General features: G+C 42.6%; 16 protein-coding genes and 1 pseudogene. 1 reads left to right on the top strand and 16 read right to left on the bottom strand.

The genetic code is table 11. The annotated features are described in order from the left end of the window. The 13 genes and pseudogenes from HAT2_RS01290 to cutA form a co-directional block, all read right to left on the bottom strand. Positions 1 to 2,230: hypothetical protein (locus tag HAT2_RS01290; protein ID WP_147267466.1), on the bottom strand; the 2,230-nt coding region annotated here is incomplete at its 3' end. Positions 2,231 to 2,333: 103 nt separating this feature from the next. Next, entirely contained in the window at positions 2,334 to 5,039 is a 2,706-nt protein-coding gene (locus tag HAT2_RS01285; protein WP_114544234.1) for a hypothetical protein, read from the bottom strand. Positions 5,040 to 5,113: 74 nt separating this feature from the next. After that, positions 5,114 to 7,942, bottom strand: a complete 2,829-nt coding sequence (locus tag HAT2_RS01280) for a hypothetical protein (protein ID WP_114544233.1) — start codon at positions 7,940 to 7,942, stop codon at positions 5,114 to 5,116. A 170-nt stretch (positions 7,943 to 8,112) separates the two neighbouring features. After that, positions 8,113 to 9,531 carry a cysteine--tRNA ligase gene (gene cysS / locus HAT2_RS01275; RefSeq protein ID WP_114544232.1) on the bottom strand — a complete coding sequence of 473 codons (1,419 nt, stop codon included), beginning with the start codon at positions 9,529 to 9,531 and terminating at the stop codon, positions 8,113 to 8,115. Next, the gene (locus tag HAT2_RS01270; protein ID WP_114544231.1) at positions 9,525 to 12,248 is read right to left on the bottom strand and encodes an AMP-binding protein; all 2,724 of its coding nucleotides are present in this window, start codon (positions 12,246 to 12,248) and stop codon (positions 9,525 to 9,527) included. Before HAT2_RS01270 ends, cysS begins: the two co-directional genes overlap by 7 nt. Before the next feature lie 163 nt (positions 12,249 to 12,411). Next, complete coding sequence (gene rsfS / locus HAT2_RS01265; RefSeq protein WP_114544230.1) at positions 12,412 to 12,765, bottom strand: ribosome silencing factor; 354 nt, start codon at positions 12,763 to 12,765, stop codon at positions 12,412 to 12,414. Then, complete coding sequence (locus HAT2_RS01260) at positions 12,758 to 14,425, bottom strand: hypothetical protein (protein ID WP_114544229.1); 1,668 nt, start codon at positions 14,423 to 14,425, stop codon at positions 12,758 to 12,760. The genes rsfS and HAT2_RS01260 overlap by 8 nt, the downstream gene beginning before the upstream one ends. 175 nt (positions 14,426 to 14,600) lie before the next feature. Then, positions 14,601 to 15,044, bottom strand: a complete 444-nt coding sequence (locus HAT2_RS01255) for a single-stranded DNA-binding protein (RefSeq protein ID WP_114544226.1) — start codon at positions 15,042 to 15,044, stop codon at positions 14,601 to 14,603. Positions 15,045 to 15,122: 78 nt separating this feature from the next. Continuing rightward, positions 15,123 to 15,419: pseudogene (locus tag HAT2_RS01250) on the bottom strand (tRNA dimethylallyltransferase); the annotation flags it as partial. A gap of 18 nt (positions 15,420 to 15,437) precedes the next feature. Then, a complete protein-coding gene (locus HAT2_RS01245) occupies positions 15,438 to 15,974 on the bottom strand; it encodes a hypothetical protein (protein ID WP_114544227.1) in 537 nt (178 codons plus the stop codon). 175 nt (positions 15,975 to 16,149) lie between these two features. Next, a complete protein-coding gene (locus tag HAT2_RS01240) occupies positions 16,150 to 16,593 on the bottom strand; it encodes a single-stranded DNA-binding protein (protein WP_114544226.1) in 444 nt (147 codons plus the stop codon). Positions 16,594 to 16,671: 78 nt separating this feature from the next. Continuing rightward, positions 16,672 to 17,640, bottom strand: coding sequence for a tRNA (adenosine(37)-N6)-dimethylallyltransferase MiaA (gene miaA, locus HAT2_RS01235; protein ID WP_181860293.1), 969 nt, complete (start codon positions 17,638 to 17,640; stop codon positions 16,672 to 16,674). 8 nt (positions 17,641 to 17,648) lie between these two features. Beyond that, on the bottom strand, positions 17,649 to 18,014 hold the full coding sequence (gene cutA / locus HAT2_RS01230) for a divalent-cation tolerance protein CutA (RefSeq protein WP_114544224.1): 366 nt from the start codon (positions 18,012 to 18,014) through the stop codon (positions 17,649 to 17,651). 148 nt (positions 18,015 to 18,162) lie between these two features. On the opposite strand from cutA, the gene HAT2_RS01225 reads away from it, so the two are divergent. After that, on the top strand, positions 18,163 to 19,812 hold the full coding sequence (locus tag HAT2_RS01225; protein WP_114544223.1) for a phospho-sugar mutase: 1,650 nt from the start codon (positions 18,163 to 18,165) through the stop codon (positions 19,810 to 19,812). Here the strand turns inward: HAT2_RS01225 and HAT2_RS01220 are convergent. From HAT2_RS01220 to HAT2_RS01210, 3 genes are all read right to left on the bottom strand, one after another. After that, positions 19,769 to 21,298, bottom strand: coding sequence for an SAM-dependent methyltransferase (locus HAT2_RS01220; RefSeq protein WP_114544222.1), 1,530 nt, complete (start codon positions 21,296 to 21,298; stop codon positions 19,769 to 19,771). The two genes, HAT2_RS01225 and HAT2_RS01220, sit on opposite strands and share 44 nt — an antisense overlap. A 2-nt stretch (positions 21,299 to 21,300) precedes the next feature. Further along, positions 21,301 to 22,884 carry a peptide ABC transporter substrate-binding protein gene (locus HAT2_RS01215; protein WP_181860291.1) on the bottom strand — a complete coding sequence of 528 codons (1,584 nt, stop codon included), beginning with the start codon at positions 22,882 to 22,884 and terminating at the stop codon, positions 21,301 to 21,303. A 304-nt stretch (positions 22,885 to 23,188) separates the two neighbouring features. After that, positions 23,189 to 24,757, bottom strand: coding sequence for a peptide ABC transporter substrate-binding protein (locus HAT2_RS01210; RefSeq protein WP_181860290.1), 1,569 nt, complete (start codon positions 24,755 to 24,757; stop codon positions 23,189 to 23,191). Positions 24,758 to 24,774 lie beyond the last annotated feature (17 nt).

Raw genomic sequence — 24,774 nt, 5'->3', positions numbered from 1 at the left:
GATATTGCGAGGCCTTTCGACAAAAATCCATCTCTTCCTTCAATTTAAAAGCCTCAGAAATTAATAAGACTTTGAAATGCGTTCCATCATAGGAAATAAATATATCACCCCCCTTACATCCACCAAATGGAACATCGACTTCCATTCCGAAAGGAAAACTTACAATAAGACAATTCCCTTTTTCAAAGAGGCCCTCTTGATGTTTCCATTTTGGAATAACAGATGCACATACTTTCCCCCCTATTGCCTTTTTTCGACAACTAATAGCAGATTTAATCTCGTTTTGTAATTCCTCTTCTTTCAGAATAGGAAGACGAATTTGGCAAGAAAAGCCTCGACAACTAGATAAACAATCTACTTGAATATAATTTTTATAATTAGCATGTCCTCTCCGAACTACTCCACCCGTTATGATCGGCCTTTCCGGATGAGAAAGATCTTCCTTTTGGATTTGACAAAACAACCCTATCGTCGATTTAAACGTCTGAACAAAACAAAGAGAAATCCCCTTTAGAGACATTTGGTTATGAGCATTCGACATAAACCAAACATCTTCAGAAATTAAACAAGATATTCGGTTATACGGAATAGCAAAACGTTCTGTTTGACTAGTTTCCTGTAGACAAACAGCATTTTTAACTTTTAGAAGGTTATTCTTTGTTCGGTTACTACTATTAGAAGGAAAATACCAAATAGATAACCCTCTTTTTTTTATATCAGATGAAAAGAGTTTCAGGTTTTGTACAAATTCCTGTTTTGTTAATGGACCTGGGAAAAACAAAAGTTCACTTTCACAAGTTTTCAAAAGTGTTTTGCAAACAATTTTTTCACCATCTTCAGAAGCATGTTCATAAGTTTTTTTAAAACAACCTGACTCTTGAATACAAGCCTCCAATGTCATAGGATCAACCAGCGGAATTTGAAACTCCTGAAAAGGCTTTGAACCGTACCTATTAAAACAAGGAACAGACACTGATCTCTGAATAAGAGGAGAAGGGATCACTCGAACTGCATTTTCAGTTGATCCTGAACTTGGTCCTTCATCAGAATCTCTAAAAGGAGAAAGAAGTGCTCTTTCTTCATTAGAAGCAATAAACATCCCCCAAAGTCCCCCTACTGCACTACAAAGTAAGCGTAGACAGGCACCTTGCATACGGTATTCTTCGTTATTGCATAACAGAAGTCGTATACGACAACTGGAAAAAATATGTATTTTTTCTCCAGACAATTGAGATTGAGTATAGGGCTGATTATCTACTTGCCAAATGGGGAAAATCCGAAAGGCTCTAGTCGGCAAAAACTTTTCTCCACGTTCAAAAGAGTGCAAAAGAAATGCCATTTGGAAAAAGTTATCCTCTTCACGATGAGAGCAAAGAATTTCTCCTCCAGAAACATTCCCAAATGGAACATGAATACCCATTCCCGTGGGAAAATCGAATACTCTAGATGAAGGAGGAAACAGTTGTTGTCGATCAAGGTATCCTGTATCCTGCGCACCAGTACCCATAGCCTGAGAACGAGCACGACAGGCCACTTGGACTCTTTCCTCTAACTCAGCTTCCGTCAGCACAGGAATGCGGATATAAAAAGAAAAGCCTTTCCACTTACTCAGACAACATACTTTAATATACTTTCGTACGAGAGAAGTTTCTGCTATTTCCCTCATTGGCCTTTCTGGGGAAGGAAAGACTTCTTCTGTTTTGCGACAAAAAAGGGATAACCCTTTCTGCATTTGAATAAAAATAAATTCTATCCCCTTTAAAGAAAAATCTCCTGCCTCATTCTGGATAATCCATCCATTCTTCGCTTGTAAGCATGAAACACGAATCGTTGAAAACGAAAAACGAGGTGCTTGATAGAATTCTAGTGAATAGACATTCTCTTCCCAAAAAGAGCTCAGTGGAGGAATACGAACGTTTTCCTCCGGAAAGAAACAAAGAGTGACCCCCTTTCGACCTGTTCCATCACAAAAAAGAAGAAGCTCCCCTGTTAAAGGGAATACCGAAGCACCTACCTTGTTTGGGCAAGAAAACACTTCACACAAGCCATCCTGAAACAATTGTCGTGCAACAGCCCATGAACTTTCTGGGTAATTGTTAGCATGATTGCTCTTTGTACGCACAAAGTTTTGAATACGTAAGTTGAGTGCATTTCGATCAACTATAGGGACACGTATTGGATCAGCTGGTCCCTTAGACGATGAAATAAAAGAAATACTTACAGAATTCACAAATAGTCAGCCTTTAATCTTACCCTTGTATAGACGTCTTCATTCATACTAAAAGTTCCAAATGCTGAAGGGATCGAACCTATACAATAAAGTAGATAAATGACTATCCGTCATGGCATGTACTGCCTTCTTGAGCAAGCAAAACCTCCTCAAGAGTACTCTGTAAAGGCATTCGTTGCTCAACTTTATGACTTCGACTTAGTTCTAAAAGGACCCTTGCTGCATCCGTGTCAGAAAAAGTACTGGTACTTGCACCTTCTTCAGAGGGAACTAGATCTCTACTAGCAGTATTTGGCTCATTATCCGACAAGAATAGTTTACGCTTCCTACTTAATCGCTCTCTACAAGCATCCTCTTCGTTAGATCCTGAATGGCTCGCATCATGCGGATCAATAGGAGCTATGTCACTAGCACGAGAAATAGTAATCCCCCATAAGCTTCTCTTGAGTATTGTCATTAATTGTAGCCTTGCACCCTCGATGCAATATTCACGTCTAGATTTTTTTAAAAGTTTGATATCGGGGCTCTTGAACAGATATAGCTTATTTGAAGAGCATATTACTTTATGAAATGAACCTTTGCTAGGCCGTAAAAAGGGCCGTCTTGAACCGCGTCGGTTAGACATTTCTTCTTTTTTTGTTCTAAACGCATCCGAAATCAACAAGATTTGAAAAGAAGTCCCATCAAAAGCAAGAAATAAATCACCTCCCAGGCATCCACCAAATGGAACATCGACTTCCATTCCAGGTGGGAAGCTGATGCTAAGATAGTCTTCTTTCTTGAAAAGATCTTCTTTATGCTCCCATCGGGAAACAGTAAGTGCATGGACTTGCTTTTCTGTTGCCTCCTTTCGAAGATCAATGGCCATTTTAATTTCATTTTGCAACTCCTCTATATTCAAAACAGGAAGACGAATTTGAAAAAAAAAGCCCTTATAACTAGATGAACAATCGATTTGAACATAATTTTTATAATTAGCGTGTGCTTTTCGGACTACCCCACCCATGACAATTGGTCTTTCGGGATGAGAAAGATCTTCCTCTTTGCTTTGACAAAATAATCCCACTGATTTTGTTTTTTGGATAAACTGAAGAGAGAGCCCTCTCAAAGACAATTTATTAGAAGAACTTGATAGAAACCAGCCATCTTCAGAGATTAAGCAAGTTATCCGATTATGCGGAATAGCAAAACATTTTGCCTGATTCGACTTTTGTAGTGAAAAAACATCCTTTCTTTTTATAAGATTATTCTTAGTGCGGCTCCCGCTATTAGGAGGGAAGTACCAAAGAGAAAATCCTCTTTTTCCTATATCAGAAGAAAATAGCTTTAAATTGCATATAAGTTCTTGTTCTGTTAGTGGTCCTGGGAAAAAGAAAAGTTCATTCGGACTACTATTTAAAAGAATTTTGCAAACAATCTTTTCACCATCTTTTGAGGCATATTCATAGGCTCTTCCAAAACAATTTGACCCCTGAATACAAGCCTCTAACGTGCTAGGATCAAGCAGTGGAATCTCAAAAATCTTCGGGACTTGCGACCTAGACTCAATAAAGTAGGGGACAGATATTAATTGTTGTAAAGGAGGAGAGGGGGATCCTCCAGTTGATCTCGAACTGGGCATTGGGACAGAATCTACTGAAGAAGCAGTAGCAGATACGACTTCTTCTCTATTCGCAGAAACGAACAAACCCCAAAGACCTTTTGCTGCTGTACAAAGAAAATTTAGACAAGCACCTTGCATACGGTATTCTTTATCAGAACATGGCAAAAGTCGTACATGACGACTAGAAAGAATATGTATTTTTCCTCCAGGTAATTGAGACTGAGAGTAGGCTTGATAGCCAGTTTGCCAAATAGGGAAAACCCGAAAGGCCTTTATAGGAAGGGTCTCTCCCCTTTCAAAAGAATGTGGGAGAAACGCTATTTGAAAACAAGACTCCTCCCGATAAGAACATAAAACTTCTCCTCCAAAGGCTTCACCAGATGGAATTTGAATACCCATTCCCGGAGGAAAGTCGAAGATTCTAGGAAAAGGAGGAAATAATTGTTGCTGGTCAAGGCACTCTGTGTCTGTCAGATTAGTTCCCATTATCTGGCCACGAGCATGACAAGCTTCCTTGATTCTTTTTTCTAATTCATACTCTGTTAAAACAGGTATACGGACACAAAAAGAAAAATTTTTCCAACTGCTGAAACAATGTACTTTGATATACGACTGAGCCTGAATTGGCTTTTCAGGAAAAGGAAAGGCTTCTTCTGTTGTGCGACAAAAAAGGAATAATCCTTTGCTACTACTCCTCCGGACAAAGGTAAACTCTATCCCTTTTAAGGAAAGATCTCCTTTCTCATCCTTGGCAATCCATCCATTCTCTCCTATTAAACAGGAAACACGATTCATCGAAAAAGAAAAGAAAGGTGCCTCATGGAATCCTGGTAGACAAATCCCTTCCTCCAGGGTAGAGCTAGATGAAATCACGTCAATATTTGAATCTGGTAAAAAACAAAAAATGACTCCCCTTTGATCTGGCCCATTACAAAAAAGAGACAATTCCCCTGCTAGAGAGAACGCTACCGAATCGGCAGCTTGTCGTGCTCCAATCGGGCAAGAAAAGACTTCTCGTGAACCATCTTGGAATAACTGTCTCCCAACAGCCCATGAGCTTTCCAGCAGCCAAGAAACACGATTTCTTCGTACACGTGCAAAATCTTGAATACGTACATCGAGTGTAGCTCGATCAATTATGGGAACACGAATTGAACCAGTTTGTCCTTTAGAAGATGAAATAAAAGAAATACTTATCGAACTCACCAACAATCAACTTCTTGTAGCCCTAAGACGTGTTCATGATGCCTGAAACCAATAATAACCCACAGTATGGCTACTCAATCGTAAAACAGACTATCTTCTGTAGTCGTAGATGATTCCTCCTCATTGAAAGGCTTAGATAAGGTTTTTTGTTGTAATCCGACCTCTGGTATTCCTAAAAGCGTGAGTGTTGGTCCGCCAAGATAGGAAACCCTCTTTACAAATCGAGATTCCTCAAGTTTTATCCTACTACTTTGATCTAGCTCTAGAAGTGCTGTTACAGCTGGATCACCAGAAAAAACACCCGAGATAATGGGATATTGCATAAAAGGTATTGGACTGATCCTTTCCTCTTTAATTTGAGCTTCGTTCAAAGAACCTGTAGCCTCTTCTCCATGAGACGAAGAGATCGCCATTGTAAGTGATTCTTCACAGAATTTAAGCCTCTTAGAAGGGGGGACAAAACCTGAACTAGAACCTTTCGCTTCGTTCAAAGGGACAGTTTCTGGTTTCCTTTGCTTGGAGATAAGTAGACCCCAAAAAGAGTTTCGAGGAGCTATCATCAGCTGTAACATTGCACCTTCAACACAATATTCTGTTTTAGAGACTTGGACAAGCCGTACATCAGAGCTATCAAATAGATAGAGTCTGCTTGGGAAGCATTTCACTCTATGAAATGGTTTTGTTCCAACTTGCCACAAAGGATATTGTGGAGTTTTACGGTTATATCCACCTGACTTTCTTGTTCTAAAGACATCCGAAATCAGTGCTACCTTGAAATGAGTCCCGTCGAAAGAGAGAAACAGATCACCTCCCTGACACCCACCAAAAGGAACATCAACACCCATTCCAAATGGAAAATCTACAACAAGGCAATCTTCGTATTCAAAAAGACCTTCCTCATGTCTCAAGCAAGGAATAACAGATGCATTTTTTAAACCTTCTGCTGCATCACTACGCTGACTAATAGCTTTCTCAAGCTCACTTTTCAAGTCATACTTCGATAAAACAGGTAGACGAACTTGGCAAGAAAAGCCCTTGTGTTTCGATAAACAAGTTACCTTAACATACTTTTTGTACTGCGCATGTGCTCTCCATACCACTCCACCTGTTTCAATTGGTCTTTCGGGATTAGAAAGTTCTTCTTGAGCCTGACAAAGAAATCCTATAACTGTTTCTTCCCTTTTAACAAAATGAAAAGAGATTCCTTTTAACAAAAGCTGTCCCAAAGAGTCTGATACAAACCAACCCTCCTCATAGATTAGGCAAGTTGCAGAGTTGTATACGAGAGGGAAGCCTTTTGCCTGATTAATCTCTTTTGGAAAAAAATTTTCGTTAAAAACACATTTGAGGTTTCTAATGTAATTTTTGCTTTTTGATGGAAAATACCAAAGAGAAAATCCTCTTTTCTTTGTATTGGAAGAAAGTAGTTTCAAGTCAAGATTGAGTTCTCGCTCTGTTGATGAGCCAGGAAAAAAAAATAGTTCATGTGGTTCGTCTTGTAAAAGATTCTTGCATACAATCCTTTCTGCTTTTTCTAAAGAAAGTTTATTGCTTTTTTTGAAACCAACTGACTCTTGAATACACATTTCTAACGTCACAGGATCAACTAATGGAATATGAATGCTCCGAAGCGACTTACCTCCGGTAAAACAAGGAAAACATATGGATTTTTGAATAGGAGAAAATTCTTTTCGGGATGAACTGCCGCTCGGACCTGCATCAGTCTCTGTAAGAGAAGGACTAGGAGCTATTTTCATTTTTTCATTAGAAGAAATGAATAATCCGTATAGGCCTTCTGATGTCGTGCAAATCAAGCGCAACTCAGTATCTTGCACACAAGATTCCTCATCATTATCATGCTGAAGCTGTGCGTGATGACTAAAAATATGTATTTTATTTCCAGACAACTGCTCTTGGGAAAAGCATTGGTTCTTTAACTGCCAAGGTGGAAAGCTCCGAAAGCTTCTAACAAGCAAGGATTCCTCTCCACGTTCAAAAAAGCTTGAAAGAACTGCTATTTGGAAAGTGGGCTCACGATAAGAGCACAAAATTTCTCCACCAAAAATGTTACCAAACAAAACACTAATGCCCATACCAGGCGGCAAGTCGAATACCCTAGAAGAAGGAGGAAACAATCGTTGTCGATCAAGACATTCTTGACCTTGTCCATTATCAATACCCATAGCCTGAAAACGAGTATGACAAGCTACGCGTATTCTTTCTTCCAATTCCGTCTCTGTTAGTAAGGGAATGCGAACATAAAAAGAAAAACCCTTCCACCTGCTAAAACAATGCACTCTAATATACTTAGGTCCAGGCAGAGCTCCTGACATTGGTCTTTCTAAGGGAGGAAAGACTTCTTCTGTCTTGCGACAAAAAAGAGATAGTCCCTTACAGGTTTGAATGAAGGCCATCTCTATCCCTCTTAAAGAGGGCCCTCCTGCATCATTCTGAGCAATCCATCCATCCCAAATTAAGCAAGAAACACAGTTCGTCGGAAAAGAAAACCGATTAGCTTTGTTGCTCTCTAGTCTAGAACCTCCACCTTCTAGGGAAGGCGTGGATGAAGGAATATGAATGTTTTTTTCAGGAAAAAAACAAAAAGTAATACCCTTTCGATCTGTTTCATTGCAGAAAAGAAACAGCTCCCCTGCTAGAGGACACGTCACTTCATATATAGTTTTTTGCACCTTGGTCGGACAAGAAAAGACCTCTTGAGAACCATCCTGAAATAGTTGCCGTCCAACAACCCATGAGCTTTCTAGTTGGCTAGAAGCACGATTTCTTTGTATACGGGCAAAATCTTGAATACGCCAGTCAAGGGTCGATCGATCAATTAAAGGAATACGTATGGGGTCAGTCAACCTTCCAGGAGAAATAAAAGTAACGTGTATCGAACTCACAAATAATCAGCTTCTTGTTGTCTTGAGACGTACCAATAGCAAAAGAAAAAGTTTTTTTCTCCTTCGTGCTATTTCAACAATATTATTTGTATACTAAGAATTTGGGACTAAAACCAGTCATCCCCTGTTCGATTTCTTGCATAAAAAAGAATAAAGATAGTCTGTCTAATTCAGACTTTACGCCTCACTCTAGAACCGTAAGGCAGGTCTTCTATAACGAATCCAAGCTCTTCCAATTCTGCACGATAACGATCAGATTCTTTCCACTTCTTCCGCTCTCTTGCTTCCTTGCGTTTCTCTACAAGCTGCTGGACAGCATTTGGGATAGGATTCTGATCACGAAGGTCCAAAATGACATCACACTCTACCAGCATTTTCAAGATCTTTCCAGCTGTGACTTGATTCAAGGACTCTGTGTCAATCAAACGATTGACTTCTCGGATAAAATCAAACAGTGCCCCCAAAGCCATAGGTGTATTGAGATCATGAAGTAAAGCCTCCCAGAAACGATCAACATCACCTGCCAAAAGCTTGATCAAGTCATCTGATACAGTAGATGATTCACTTTGCACCTCTTCTAACCGAGAAAAAACAAGTCGATAACGTTCGACAGCCTGATGTGCTGCATGAAGAGACGCTTCAGTAAAGTTCATTGGAGAAGAATAATGGTGCTGCAAAAGGGCATAACGCAAGGCCGAAGGATCAGCTCCTTTCTCGAGAAGATCACGAAGAGTGTAGAAGTTGCCTGCACTCTTCGCCATTTTTTTTCCCTCTACTTGGAGATGTTCCACATGAAACCAATGTTTCGCTAAAGGAGCATTGTGACAACAGACAGATTGAGCAATTTCGTTTTCATGATGGGGAAAAATATTATCGACTCCACCACAATGAAGATCGAGAGTTGGTCCCAATAAAGCCTTTGCCATGGCACTGCACTCAATGTGCCAACCTGGGCGTCCCTTTCCCCAAGGACTATTCCAATAGATCGATCCGTCTCTATCCGCCTCAAAAGCTTTCCAAAGAACAAAATCGGCTATTGCATCTTTATCATATTCATCCTGAGACACCCTCTTGGATAAACCAGGCACTAAACCTTCTTTGTGTAAATGGCAAAGAGAACCATACTCAGGAAACTTATCCAAAGCGAAATAAACGCTCCCATCACAACTTTTATAGGCAAAACCACGTTCTTCTAAACAACGGATCATCTCAATCATTTCTTCGATGTAATCTGTTGCACAAGGATAGTACTTAGCTTCTTGGATTCGCAGAAGAGCGGCATCTTCTAAAAATGCATCTTTAAATTTTTTTGTAAATGCACCCAACGACTCTCCTGTAACAGACACCTTTTTGATGATCTTGTCATCTATATCCGTGAAGTTCATCACCTGGATGACACGAAATCCGACCCAAGTTAAAACACGACACAGCACATCTTCTACAAGAAAAGTCCGAAAATTACCTAAATGAGCAAAATCATAGACCGTTGGTCCACATGTATAAACGCGCAATACACCATCTTCAGAACCAGAAACAGGGCGGAGAGTCTTAGTAAACGTGTCTTTTAAAAGGAGAGTTTTCCTCAGCATTGTCTGTCCAACATATGATAAGCAACTTTTCCAACTTCTGTAAGCGGAATCGCCTCCAGTTTGCGAGTTTCCCCAATAATCTGCACGAGAAAAGGATACCGTTCTGTTATCTCCTGATTCACAACATCTTGATCTAGATCAAAGGTTGTAACAAGTAGGAGATTCTTAGAAAAACGCTTGTTTTTGCGAGTAAAACATAAGGCCAAGCAAGGCCCTGGAATAAAATGGGATTTTTGTTTGATCCATTGTTTCCTTAGAGCAAGCTGCATAATCATTTTTTCCAATTCTATGAGAGAAACAATGCGTGTTCCTACCTTGATCCACCTCCCATTAGGATGGGTTAAAGAAAGGACCTGGTCTCGATCTAAAGACCCTCTATCCCCCGTTTCAAACCATTTCTTATTCTGCAAATCGAAATGAAAACCTTTATGAGGATCGCTCCCTCCTAGATATCCATGAAATACGCTTTCTCCGGACAATAGGATAAGCCCCTCCTTTCCCGGCAAAACGGGTCTTCTACTTTTAGGATCCACTATAGCAACATCTACACCCTGTAAAAGAGGACCTACCCCTTTAGCTGTTGTTCCAATCCGATGAATAGCCACAACAGCACCACATTCTGTTAGGCCATAACTCATCATGGGAGTGGCCCCTAGTTCCTCAACCTTGGCCAGTAGCTCCCCTGAAGGGGATTCTCCACAAAAGATAAAATAGCGTACAGATTCGAGCTCTTTCCTCTTCGCAAACTGAAACAAGGACTCAATAATAAAGGGTGTCCCAATGAAAACGGTAGGACGGACCTGCTGGATCAAACAAGCAATCTGAACACTTTCAAACGGATAGGGATAGCAGAAAAACTTAACAGCACAGCAAATAGGCAAAACATTTAACAGTTCAAAACCAAGGGAATGAAAGGGAGGAAGAACAGCAAAAATACTATCCTGAGATGTAATGGGGATAGCCGAAAAAAGGCTGTTCGTGACGCTCAGGATGTTACGGTGCGTGAGAGGAATAACACAAGGATTCATCTCAGGATGGTTCTTACACAAAATTACAGCTGTATCGTCTGATTTAGCACACCATTCATCCCATTCATCCAGAAGAGCATCTGCCGTTCTATAAGATTCGAGATAAGACTTCATCCTCTTCCAAGGAGAGTGACGATGTTCTATGTCTTCTAGCATAAGGAGGAGCGGGGCTAACTCCTTGATAGCTACATGTTCTAGTTCATCAGAAAACCATCTCGAGCTAATCACGACATGTACATCTGCTAATCGCAGAAAGTCCCGAACAGACTGATTGGTAGCAGTCCAATCAATCAGAACGGGAGTTTTACCAGCCAAAAATGTAGCAAAGAGAACAGTAATAGCGTCTACGCTCGACGGCAGCATAACACCCAAATTATCTCCTGGGAGATATTTCATTTCCCTAGCAAGCAGCAAGACTTGTCTTTTAAGCCGTTTATAAGATACAGACCCACTTAAAAGATCAGCACACGCAATACTATTCCCTCCACGATCACAAGAACGCAAAAATGCCTCTTGCAAGATAGTCCCAACGGGGGTAGCTACAGGGACTCTTTCTCTCGAAGAAAACCATTCCCGAAAGGTTGGATCAAAGTAAGCCCCCTTTCTGCGATTAGGCAACGTTTTGATCTTTTGAGAAACAGAACGGACAAGATGCCCTACTGTGCTTGCATGGGCATCTCGGAGCCCAAGTTTGCCAAAACGTTGATGAATGGAAGCTAGAAGAGCAGCACGATCTGCTGAACCAAGGCCCAAATCGGCAACGAGATCAGCATGTGGGTCTAGAGCAAATAAAGAAACTCCAGTTAAACGAGACACTTCTTGAAAAATAGGTTCTTGTATTTCTCTAGGAATACACTCAAACGAGTCAAGCGGATCTGTATCTGCTTCTCTTTCTTGGGGAGTCTGAACAGTACGATTGTAGAAAGCCTCAGGAACAAAAGTAGGTGTTTCTCCTTTGTCCCCTTCTTTTTGCCCATCATGTTCGTACTGATTGAGCCAATCCTCAATGTACTGATTGAATTCGTCTCGAGAAAGAGAGTAGCCCGTCTTATTCATCTCTTGAAATGAGATGACGACTTGTCGTTTGATCGCAAAAAAGATCCCATTTTTAAGAATCATCTTGAGCCATTCCCAAAACATACGGAAAAAAGAGGGAGAGCGCTTTTCCCAGATGGTAGAGAAACGGCTACCCCACAACCCTGATATGCGAACAAGAACAACACGTAAACCTGGAACTTCTTGCGTCAAGCGATAAGCCCAAGAAGTCCCCTGCAGTGACTCCCTCCCTGTCATTTTAGGACGACCTGAAGGATGTAAGATAAAAATCTCCCCCATTTTGAGGGACTGAGCTAGCTTTCGAAAAGCCAGTTCACTCCGTTGTTTTTTAAGAGGATTTGCAGAAGAACTCAGATCTGGAATAGGAATACCTCGCAACCAACGCATAATGAGACGTGTCAAGGGTCTCCTACAATCTTGCTCATAGGCGAGGATACGAACGGGAACACCGTCCATGATTAAAAGAGAGTTCACAAGAACAGGGTCTAATACGGATGAGTAAGAGCACAAAAAAAGGATGCCCTCTCCACTCCTCTGTCTAATACGATCAATCCCCCGAACGTCCATGCGATAACGCAATCGCAAGATAAAGTTAAAAAGGAATGATAAAAGGGTAACGACAAACTGAAACATTTTCTTCTAACCACATGAACAAAGGATGGCAGAGACAAAGCAGACGATTTGTCCGTTTTTTCCTGATCTGTATGGTTTTTTCCTACAGTAAGGGAGAAATTTAGGCGATGAGAAGAAAACGTTTAAAGAGCAGGAAGGGGAAGGGATCAGTAGGAGGTGCTCCTTAAGAAAGCACAACCTCCTCTGTCAAATCACCCCAAAAAGTTTCGATTGAGTAATAAGACCGAGCCTCTGAAGTCAAAAGATGGATGACAACCAGTCCACAATCGAGCAAAATCCAGGAGGACCGACCTTCTACCCTCGGTCTCCTTCCTAATTTTTTCAAAGTAACAACCAGATGCTCAGCAACAGCTTTCAAATGATGGTCTACAAAAACCTCTGAAATAACCAAATAACGGCACAAAGCAGTGGGATCCTTCATATCCAGGACCCGCACGTTGAAAGCCTTCTGAGACAGAAGCTCTTCTACGATAAGACGTATAAAGGAAACAGAAACTAAAGCCCCCTCACTACCCATTTCTCGATTTTTCCTGTAGCACAAGCTCCATCTCAGAAATCACCCGCCTTAACTCGACAAGTCTCTCCTTATCCTGTTGCATCATTTGACCCAAATAAAGAGCGCGTTCAAGATCGAGACCAGAAGCCCCAACGCTCTTTTTATGGGCATCCAAACGCTCCCTTACCTCATCGCGACAAGCAACTAGTTGCTCTAACCTGCCTCGAATAGACTCAATAGACTCCCCTTCAGCAGAAGAAACCTCCATAAGAGGAGCACGACGACGATCCTCAAGGGCATGCTTGATCTGTTTCAGTAATTTGTCAAGCGTGACACGATCACTCCTCCAAATAAGAGGGGTCCTGCATCGCTCACAAAGATGACGATACTCCTCATCGAACAGTTCCAAGTCTCTTCCATTGAAGGCTAGGACACGATCCAACAATTCAGCGAGACGGACTCGAAGCTCCTGTAAACACTTCTCTCTTTCTTGGGCTGCCTGCCGATCGGCCTCCCTTCTCTGCTCCATTTCCTTCGCACGCCTTTCTACGAGGGGAATTTTCGCATCTTTTAACATCTTCTTGAGCAAAAAGACACTGTCACGATTCAGGTCCATCCCGCGCATCTCACGTTGAATCAGCCCCAACTCACGCTCGAAATTCTCGTCGGAAAGAGTGGCTCCTTGATAGGCCGAAATTAAACCCTCAATTCTTAAACGAAGAGTTTCACAGTTCGTCTTCGAGAGTTCCCGTCTTTCTTCGAACTTCTCCCTCTTTTGGGAAATAACGGCATTAAGACGGTCCCAACAAGCACTCAGAGAAACCCGAGCGTTCTTAAACGTTGTTCTGCTCAACTGAAGCTCTTTTGCAAGAGCTTGAAAACGTCGCACCTCAGAGAGTAAGTGAAGAGCTGGCTTCGCAGAGAAATGCCCATTCGTTACACCTTGGACAAAACGACCAACATCTTCCAAGAAGCGATCACCGAGAACACGGCCCAGCTCCCGTTTTTCTGGGAAAAGAATATTGCCGACTTCGGAAAGACCATCCAGGAGTTTCCTCTTTAGCTTTCCTCGCATGGAAATGGCCAAAACTTCCTCACGCAGTCCCCTCAAACGTTCAGCTAGAGCGGACAGACGCAGCAATCTCGAATGGCTTTCGAAGTAAAACCGGCTATCAGCCTCTAAACATTCCGGGAGAACTCCGGAATCCCAATCAGCAGGCACCTCAACAGCCTGGCCCAGCTCAACCTTCATGGCTTGAATAGCAAGCTCGATCTGCTGTGCTGCAAAGTTGGAAACTTCCTTGACACGATCCTTCAGGAAGAGAGCCTCCCGAGACAAATCCTTACAAATACCTTGATAATGAGTGCGATCCCCAGGAGCAAGAGAAGGGTCCGCAAACAACTCAAACAACAGCTTACGAGCTTCCCAAAAACCACGAAAGGAGGGCTTGTGCTGCTGAACAAGACACTTGCCCATTAAGTCTAGACAGCCCTCTATCTTTTCACCTACCCCAGACATCTCTTTGAATGAGGCTCGTAAGTCTGCTACCACGTCAGGAAGCCCTTTTGCGACAGAGTTCGTTGCCACGCCGCTCTCCACTCTATCAGAAACAGCACGCTCATCAACACTCACTTCAACCACGTCAATGGAGTCGACAGACTCCCCTTCTTGCCCCAGCATGAACTTCTACTCCTAAAGAAGGAGCCAAACGTAGCGAAAGGCCACGACGGCACATCGCGCAAGAATGGACTCCACCCTCTCTCGCAGAGAGTTTACTCATGCAATCCCTTTATGTAAACCTAACCAGACGAACAATTAATTTTTGCTTTTTGCTGGCTTCTTTTTCGGAAATTGTTTAGGACCCCATCAAGGCCACTTCTTCAATCGAAGAGTCTCTCTGTTCGCAGAAGGAAGAAATCTCATCCAAAAAGCCTTCTTGAGGAAGATGTTCGCTACTTTCTGCTCCAGAGTGAATACCGAGGAAGCAGACCTCTTCGGCATACACTCTTAATTTGCAACGTTTCTCTCCCTCTTTGGAAAACCAGACATCTAATTGTAAATGCCCAATGACAACAACGGATGACGAACACTCTAATCGAGAAACAGACTCTTCCGCTAAACGACCCCAGACAACAACATCAACAAAACAGGCTTCTCGCTGCTTTTTCCCACTGGAAGTTGTATATTCACGATTCAAAGCTAAAAGGAGATCTGTAACAGAAGTTCCCTTAGGGGTTCTACGTAAAACCGGTTTGCGCGTTAAATTTCCCGACAAAAACACTTTATTCATTGAAGCCATAAATCCCCCCTCCAGAGCCTGCAAAAGACAATTCGGATGTTAAGAATTTTTTATAATTCTGGCAATCAAAGAGAAGAGTCAAACACAGGTGCTCCATGAGCACATTTGCTCCATGAACCGATCTAATGCCTTGCGAGAAGCCAGAACTTCTACTGGGACGAACCGGTCCCTGGAACGTGACCAAGTTTCTTGCTTCTTGATCAATTGACAAGAAACTTGCTTAAAAAAATAGACGCTTTCGTCGAAAGAAACATGCCCATCAAGATATTCAAGAAAATGCCTATATCCAATGGCAGTACGAGCGGCCGGATTCTCCTTGATCCCCTGAGGAATAAGACCTTCCACCTCCTCAAGTAGTCCCCTTTCAAGCATGAGATCACATCGTCGTAATACTTAATGGCTTTCGAAGTAAAACCGGCTATCAGCCTCTAAACATTCCGGGAGAACTCCGGAATCCCAATCAGCAGGCACCTCAACAGCCTGGCCCAGCTCAACCTTCATGGCTTGAATAGCAAGCTCGATCTGCTGTGCTGCAAAGTTGGAAACTTCCTTGACACGATCCTTCAGGAAGAGAGCCTCCCGAGACAAATCCTTACAAATACCTTGATAATGAGTGCGATCCCCAGGAGCAAGAGAAGGGTCCGCAAACAACTCAAACAACAGCTTACGAGCTTCCCAAAAACCACGAAAGGAGGGCTTGTGCTGCTGAACAAGACACTTGCCCATTAAGTCTAGACAGCCCTCTATCTTTTCACCTACCCCAGACATCTCTTTGAATGAGGCTCGTAAGTCTGCTACCACGTCAGGAAGCCCTTTTGCGACAGAGTTCGTTGCCACGCCGCTCTCCACTCTATCAGAAACAGCACGCTCATCAACACTCACTTCAACCACGTCAATGGAGTCGACAGACTCCCCTTCTTGCCCCAGCATGAACTTCTACTCCTAAAGAAGGAGCCAAACGTAGCGAAAGGCCACGACGGCACATCGCGCAAGAATGGACTCCACCCTCTCTCGCAGAGAGTTTACTCATGCAATCCCTTTATGTAAACCTAACCAGACGAACAATTAATTTTTGCTTTTTGCTGGCTTCTTTTTCGGAAATTGTTTAGGACCCCATCAAGGCCACTTCTTCAATCGAAGAGTCTCTCTGTTCGCAGAAGGAAGAAATCTCATCCAAAAAGCCTTCTTGAGGAAGATGTTCGCTACTTTCTGCTCCAGAGTGAATACCGAGGAAGCAGACCTCTTCGGCATACACTCTTAATTTGCAACGTTTCTCTCCCTCTTTGGAAAACCAGACATCTAATTGTAAATGCCCAATGACAACAACGGATGACGAACACTCTAATCGAGAAACAGACTCTTCCGCTAAACGACCCCAGACAACAACATCAACAAAACAGGCTTCTCGCTGCTTTTTCCCACTGGAAGTTGTATATTCACGATTCAAAGCTAAAAGGAGATCTGTAACAGAAGTTCCCTTAGGGGTTCTACGTAAAACCGGTTTGCGCGTTAAATTTCCCGACAAAAACACTTTATTCATTGAAGCCATAAATCCCCCCTCCAGAGCCTGCAAAAGACAATTCGGATGTTAAGAATTTTTTATAATTCTGGCAATCAAAGAGAAGAGTCAAACACAGGTGCTCCATGAGCACATTTGCTCCATGAACCGATCTAATGCCTTGCGAGAAGCCAGAACTTCTACTGGGACGAACCGGTCCCTGGAACGTGACCAAGTTTCTTGCTTCTTGATCAATTGACAAGAAACTTGCTTAAAAAAATAGACGCTTTCGTCGAAAGAAACATGCCCATCAAGATATTCAAGAAAATGCCTATATCCAATGGCAGTACGAGCGGCCGGATTCTCCTTGATCCCCTGAGGAATAAGACCTTCCACCTCCTCAAGTAGTCCCCTTTCAAGCATGAGATCACATCGTCGTAATACTTTTTGCCTTAAGTTTTCTCTATCTGATTCCAGCCGAACAAGACGTGCACGCAGCTCTAATCCTTTTTTTTGCCTTTGCCTGCGCAAAGAACTGAGGAGCTGGCCTGTTACCTCGATGACTTCAAGGGCGCGAACAATCTTATGCCGGTCACCTTTCGACAACAGGGAAGCTGCTTGAGGATCTAAAGAGCAAAGCCTTGCGTAGAGGGAATGAACCCCTTCTTCTTCTAGCTCACGTTCTAATTTTGCGCGCGCCTCCTGATGCAGAGGGGGAGTAGGAGGAAGCCCACGGAAAAGCCCCTCGAAATAAAACCCAGACCCTCCAACGAAAACGGGAAGAGACCCACGCTTTAAAATCCCCTGAAGCACACTCTCTACCTCAGAAAGAAAAGCAGCCAAGTGATACGGGTCAGAAACAGAACGCACGTCAATGAGGTGATGCGGGACCCGTTTCCTCTCCTCTGCTGTTACTTTTGCTGTTCCAATATCCATCCCACGATACACTTGCACAGAGTCAACTGAAATAACTTCAAGGGGAATCTCTTTCGCAAGATCAAGGGCCAATTGTGTTTTACCCGAAGCAGTAGGCCCCATAATGACCAAGGCATCAAAAGTACATTGAGAAGAAGTTGGAACAAGAATCGGTTGTGACATGGGATACATTAGCCTTCCTTCCAAGTCGTCATACTGAAAAGCCAATCGCGGTACAAATGGTCCATTTTTTCTACCTGTAAAAGAGAAACTTCCGTAATTGAGTAAGGAGATTTTTCCCGAATCTTTGCGTTAATTGCCTTAAATAGAGACTGTCTGCTCTTCAAAAGAAGTTTCCATTCCTCTTCTTCTACCACTTGACCTTCCCAAAAAAAGAGGGAAGTTACTGGAAAAAGCGAAGCACACGCAATCAAATGACTTCCCAAGAGCTCTCTAATCAAAACGACCGCTACATCACGCGCAGGCAAAGTAACAAAGAGATAGACCGCAGCCTCTTCCCCTTTTTTAGAAAAAAGATTTTTTACCCAGCTAAGCATGCTTTTCTACAAAAAAATTCTTGGGACCAGCAGATTGTACACTTCGTTCCGTTTTCTTCTACAAATTGTCTACCGAGTTTAACAATTGACTTTCTCCATAGGATTAAATACATAAAAAGAATTTGAAATCTCCGAAGGAAACACCAGCGTGTACGATCTGAAACAGTTCTCCCCCACCACAAGAGACCGAATTATAACTTGGTTGGCTAAAGATGAACTCGATTTATCAATTAGAGAAAAAATTCTTCATCTCCTAAAGAGCAATACAGAGGAAATCGAAGACGCTTTTGGGTGTGATCTCTGTTTTGGAACAGCAGGTATTCGTCGCAAACTTGGTCCTGGACCAAACAGAATAAACATCTATACTATTCGTGCGATTACAAATGCCCTTCTTGAATGCTTTTCAAAAGAAAAACAAGGATGCCTTCGCTTAGCTATTGGCTACGATACACGACAGGAATCATCTCCTTTCGCGCATCTTATAGCCCAAATAGCAGTAGAACAAGGGCATACCGCTCTGCTTTTCCCTCAACCTGTTCCGACTCCTTTGCTCTCTTTCGCAATACGTTATAGGTCGTGTGATCTCGGAATTATGCTTACGGCTTCCCACAATACACCAGATTATAGTGGCTACAAAGTTTATCTGTCAGACGGCAGACAAATTCAATCTCCTCTAGATCAAGAGATCTGTAAACGTATTGAAATCACATTAGATGTACAACAGGGAAATAGTTCAAAAAAGGAATCAGGACAGTTGCTGACACTGGAAGAGGATGTTTTTGATGCTTACTTGGAGGCCATTGACGCATTGCCCTTTCAGAAAGGTCCTAAGAAAGCTCGCATCGTCTATACCAGCTTAGAGGGATCTGGATTTCCTTTTACTCTTAGAGCTTTAACCCGATGGGGTTTTCAACCCCAAACAGACCAAAAAGAACAGAATATCCTGACAAGAAAGAAAAGCAATCCAGAAGAAAGAGAAGCTTTGGAGGAGGGCATTTCTTTCCTGAAAAGAGAACATGGTCACATCCTACTGGCAAACGATCCAGATGCAGACCGAATTGGTCTTGTTTCTAGAGAGGGAGAGGAGGTCTACCATTTTTCGGGAAATGAGATTGCTCTCTTGATTCTTGACTATTTAGGGAGAACACTGGGTTCCTCTTGTCAAGGAAAGTGGATCGCCAAGTCATTTGTCAGCACAAAAATGATTGATGCGTTAGCCAAAAGCTTCCATCTACAAGTACAGACCGTTCCAACAGGATTTAAATACATTGCCCAATACATTGCCCAGTTAGAAAGGGAAGAAAAAGCCAGTCAGTTTCTCATGGGGATGGAGGAATCCTCAGGTATTTTGGTCGGGACACATGTCAGAGATAAGGATGGGGTCTCTACCTGTTGTGTATTAGCGGCTCTCACAGAAGATGCTTTAAAACGCAACAGCTCACCCCTGAAAGAACTCTATCGTATTACCGATACAATTGGTTTTTTTTTCGAGGAAACATTGTCTTTTCCTCTCTCCCCTAAACAGTCTTTCGAATCGATCCTCAATTCTTTACGAAAAAAATTGACAACACTAGGCGGACTGCCATTCACTCAAGCGACCCATGAAATTCCCCTAGGGGCAAGAAAGGATTCTTCTCTGTGGGAAATAGAAAAAAAAGGGCGCCTTATCATTCGAGCTTCAGGGACAGAGCCCAAACTGAAATGTTATCTTTCCCTCAAAGGGAAAAGAGAGAAATGCGAAGTTTTTCAAAAAGTTAAACAAGACCTAATTCAGATAATGAACTCTTGTCTTTTGTAAAGGGAGCTTTTTCCATTTCGAATCGAAGCTGTTGGCTTAACTGTTCGAATTCATCCGAACGTCCCATGGCATGCAAGCAGATTTTGATGTTGTCTCCTGTGTGTTTCTGCCCCCCGTCGAGAAAGAAGACACGCAATAAGACATCCAAAGATTCCCTCACAGCGCCCATTTCAAAAAGCGCTACTCCAATGTCTCCTAAAAGAGGATAGTCTCTTGGAGTAAGTGGAAAAAATGTTTTAGACACCCGTACCAAACAATCGATCCAAAACCGTTTTTGACTTGGAGACAGGGAAGGAAGTTCGGCCCGAAGGAAATTAAAGTGAGCAAAAAAGACCGCGGGATCGTACTCACTTAAGCGCAAAATGTTTTCGATAAAGTCTAAAGACTTGTCTTCAAACTTTGCGACATCATTGATGGTCTGCCAAAATTGAAAAATACCAAAAGAGTCGAAAAAGTGAGAAAAGAGCGGAAAGAGACAGCTAGAACTCGAGCGGTCCGTTGCCATTGCAGTCACCAGTACAGTTTGTTCACTCGACTCCGTTGTTACAACATCTTGCTGGCTAGCTTGAAGGTAATGTCTTAAAGCCAAATAATTAACAGATAAGGAGCCCATTGCAGGAGACGACACACAATGACCCCCTAAGGTCTCAAGGGCTTGCGGCACGGCAGAACCTTGATCAGAAGCAAGCAAACAATAGCCAGGTGGGGACCAACTCATAACAAGATCCAGGACGCGAAAGGCCCCAACAGGGACATTGAAGTCTTTCGTCCACTGGACTTCAGAGGTCGTTTTCAGGGCATAATTCCAAGAAAGGGAAGGGTAATAGCTATTCGGATCTACCTCTCCACCGCTTGTCAAATTCAGTCGCACCTCCCGCATCGATTCAGCCAAACTCTTCTCCCCTTGAGACCGAACGAGATCAGCATGGACCTCGTACAATTTACCTTCTGACATTGCAAAAAGATCGTGAGGCAAGCTATCAAAGAAATAATTTGAAATAATAAGCAAAGGATTTGTTAATCGATCAGCTTCCAAAGTCTCATGGCTTAGTTGCAAAACCATTTTCTCGTCTCTCATAGCATCGAAGAGGGCGACATCCGCGTAGCCCTTCTCAAAGAAGGGTTTTAAGTCTGGATGATACAAAACGAAGCTAAGATTTTCCTCTGAAATATCCACGAATACATATTTGAGACGAACTGGAAACGACTGAAACAATTCTTGCATCAAACTTAGGATAAGGTAGCCACAGCGCCCAACCCCACAACCCATATCTAGAATATAGATCACATCATCTGGGTTCAAACTTCCCATGTGTAGCCAAAACTTCAGTTGCAAATCGAAGAGGTGTGCATATCGGGAAACAAGAAAGGGAGACGTGGTCAAGTAAAAAGGCATACCCTCATGAGTCCATACTTTTGGACCCAAGTCTGAATAAACTTGCCTATGGAGTCCCCAAAATTCTGATTCTGAAAAACGTTTGTTCATAATTACTCACATTGATCCCAATATGCCCTTGAAAAATCAACCAGAAGCATGTCACTAGTATGAACACCCCTCAATCTGGGCTGCATACCAAAAACTTCACGACCGAAAGCAATGGGGATTAAAGGCATTTCTGCCAAGAAAAAATCTTCCATGATTTCGACATGCCGTTCTCTTTGTTCTCCTTTTAGGCTAAGACCCTCCTGGAACAAACGGCAAAAATAAGATGGACTCCATCCCGTATAATTACTCGGGTAGTCACTCTGGGTGAAGTTTTCGAAGAAGGTGTAGGGATCACGGTAGTCAGCAACAGAACCTACAATAGCAAAATGAAAGTCCCCATCAGACATACGAGCGAGCAAGGAACGAAACTCTATCGTTTCAATACTGACAAGAACGCCAAGGTATTCTGCCCATTGCTGTTGTAAGGCTTGAGCTAGTTTGCTCCCTGCCTCTGAACAAAGCAACCTCATTTCCCCTATATCAGCTAGAGACAGCCTCAACTCATCCATTCCCTCCTGAAGAAGTTTTTTGGCTATCTCTGGTGATTCTTGAAGAAGGCGCCGTTCTTTCCTAGGAGAAAGTGGTGGAGGCAAATAAGAATAAGCTTGTAAAGAACGTTTAAACAAAGCACGAGCCAATTCATCTCGATTTAAGCCAGCTGAAAAGGCATGACGTACCTTTTCAGAACGAAAAGGCCCTGATAAAGTATTTAAAGCAACATAAGTCACACTAGAGACATTGTAAGGGTCAGAAAGCAACCCCGTCTCCTTCATGTTTTCCGAAGCCTCGTGAGGAATATTTAAAAGCCCTCCCCCGATACAATCAATTTCTCCTCTCTCGAAAAGAATGGTTTGTGTGGAAGGTTCCTCAATGAAAAGCACTCTGATTTCCGAGAGTTTTACAGAAGCGGCATCCCAATAAAAAGGGTTTCTTTCCAGAACCATTCCTTCTCCCCATTTTGAATCTTTCAAGCGAAAAGGCCCATTGGTTACGACCTCATGACTTTTGTAATCAGGATGAACAGGAAAGAAAATAGGAAGAGTGAGGAGTTTGTCAAAATAAGGGACTGGATGCTTAAGAGAAAAAACGAGTGTCTGATCATCTTCCGCTACAAGTGCTACACTTGACCAACTTACTGCGCCCAGTCGGAATCCTTCTACTCCTGAGATCAAGTTGAAATGCATCCCATGAGGACAAATTCTCCCTTCAGGAGCAATAGCATTCCTCCAACTTCTTACAAAATCATTAGCTGTTAAAGGCAATCCATTAGACCAAAAAGATTGACGCAGCGTCACTCTGTAATGCAGGCCATCTTCTGAAAGATGCAGCTGCTCCGCCAATCCAGGCAACAAAACACCCCCTGGCCCACTACGAAACAGCCCCTCATAAAGATGGATGGCCAAAAGAGCGCTATGCGTATCACGTAAAAAATGGGGATGCGGCTCTAAAGGGACAAAGCCTAAATTGACCACAATATGATCCTTCTTCTCATATTGCTTCTTTTGAGAAGAAGCCTTTGCTAAGAAGAAAAGACCAGCACAAGCTAAGGCCCCAAATAACACCCCGAGAATGCTACGCGTCTTCAATGTCACCCTCTTATCGTCAAGTTTTTCTGTTTCCCTCCTAGCAAAAAGCCAGATCGGAGGCGAATCGTAGCAAAAGGGGCAAGTTTCAGCAACCTGGAGTCCATCTCTATTCTTCTAAAAGCTCTAATAAGCTCCGAAATGTCAACAGGAAGCATATCATTAGCTTGGCCTGAACACCAAGCCGTGTAGTTGACAACGTAATCACGTTGAGTAAAAGCTTCAAAAAAGCATAAAGGGAGCCTAAATTCACTACGATATGACTTTCATGCTCTACGTCCTTGGTACGAAAACAAGAGCAGAGATTTCAACTGCCTTTCCAGGAAGCTCTGGAAAAATCAATAGAAAATAACTCATTGACAAGTACCCCGTGTAATCCTTCCTGCATAGCATAGGTTCTGTTCCCAAAAAACAGAGGAATGACTGGTAAATGGGATAAGATTATTTTTTCCAATTTCTGAATTTGGCAGAGACGCTCCTTCTTCTTTAAGGCTAAACCTTCGTTCAGGAGATGACGAAAGACAGGAGGACTCCATCTTGAGAAATTGTTCAGCCCCACTGGATCTCTGAAAATCTCAAGGAGGGCATACGGATCAGCGTAGGAGCTGACCAAACTGCTCACAGCAAAGTCAAAATCCCCATTTTCCAATAGGGAACAAAACGAATTGAAACTAACTAACTTAGCTTTTACCCGAATGCCGAGATTTTTTAGCCACTGCCCTTGAATGGCTTTGACAAGAGAAGCTTGCGAAGGATGACACAACAAACGCACTTGAGCAAAGTCGTCACATGTACAACCTACTTCCTCTAGTCCCCTTTGTAAAAATTGCTGAGCCAAACTAGGTGATTCCTTAAGAGAAGCAACAGTCGTCCCATAAGAAAGAACTGGTGGAAGATATCTATAAGCAGGAATGAGGTGTTGATACGAGGATTGTGCTAAATAGTTTCTGTCCAAAGCCAAGGAAAGAGCTTGGCGAATTTTCTGTGAGCGAAACAGTTTGGAGACCGTATTTGTAACAATAAAATCAATAGAAGCCATTGCGCGCTCTTGAAAAGTTGCTCTAGTTTCAGCAGAATCTTGGGGGAAGGGCAAAAGGCAGATTCCAATAAAATCGAGATCCCCTCTTTCAAAAAGAGTCATTTGAACACGATCATGCTTAACAAAAAGGCACTTAACTTCTTGAAAAGATACGGAAGAACTGTCCCAATAAAACGGGTTTTTTTCCCAAAGTAAGTATTGGCCCATTTGACTCTTTTTCAGGCGGAAAGGGCCGTTCGTAATAGTTGCATCTGCTTGTCCATCCGGATGAACAGGGTAAAATACGGGCAAGGCCAAAAGACGTAAGAAATGGGGGACAGGGTGCTTCAAGGAGAAACAAAGTGTGTCTTCACTTTGTGCATAAAGGGCAACCTTAGACCAGTCTGGATGAAGCGGATCGATTTCATCAACCCCCCTAAAAAAATAAAAATGCGAAGCAAAAGGCGACCGTTTTCCGGAAGGGGAAATGACAGATCGCCAACTGCGCACGATGTCATGCGCTGTGAGAGGGGTACCATCTGACCAAAAAGATCGACGCAGTTTAATCCTGCAATGTAGTCCATCTTTTGAAAAGGCTACCTGCTTAGCTAAGCCTGGTAAAAGGTTTCCGTTTTCTCCCATACGAAACAATCCTTCGTAAAGATGAATGGAAACCAGTCCGCTGTGAAGATCTCGAATCAAATGAGGGTTATATTCTTGAGGTTTCTCCCCTATATTCAAAACAAGTTGTGTTTTCGGCATCCGAACACACTTTCTCGAATGGGTCATGAAAAGCAAGGTTCCCAAAGCCGCACAGCAAATGGTTCCTGCCAAAGCGAAAAACTTGAAACTCTTCATTCTCTCAAGACTCCCTT

The sequence above is a fragment of the Candidatus Similichlamydia laticola genome, from assembly GCF_003339615.1.
Taxonomy (GTDB): Bacteria; Chlamydiota; Chlamydiia; order Chlamydiales; family Parilichlamydiaceae; genus Similichlamydia; species Similichlamydia laticola.
Note: the sequence above shows the minus strand (reverse complement) of the source record. Positions and strands in the feature narration are given on the sequence as shown.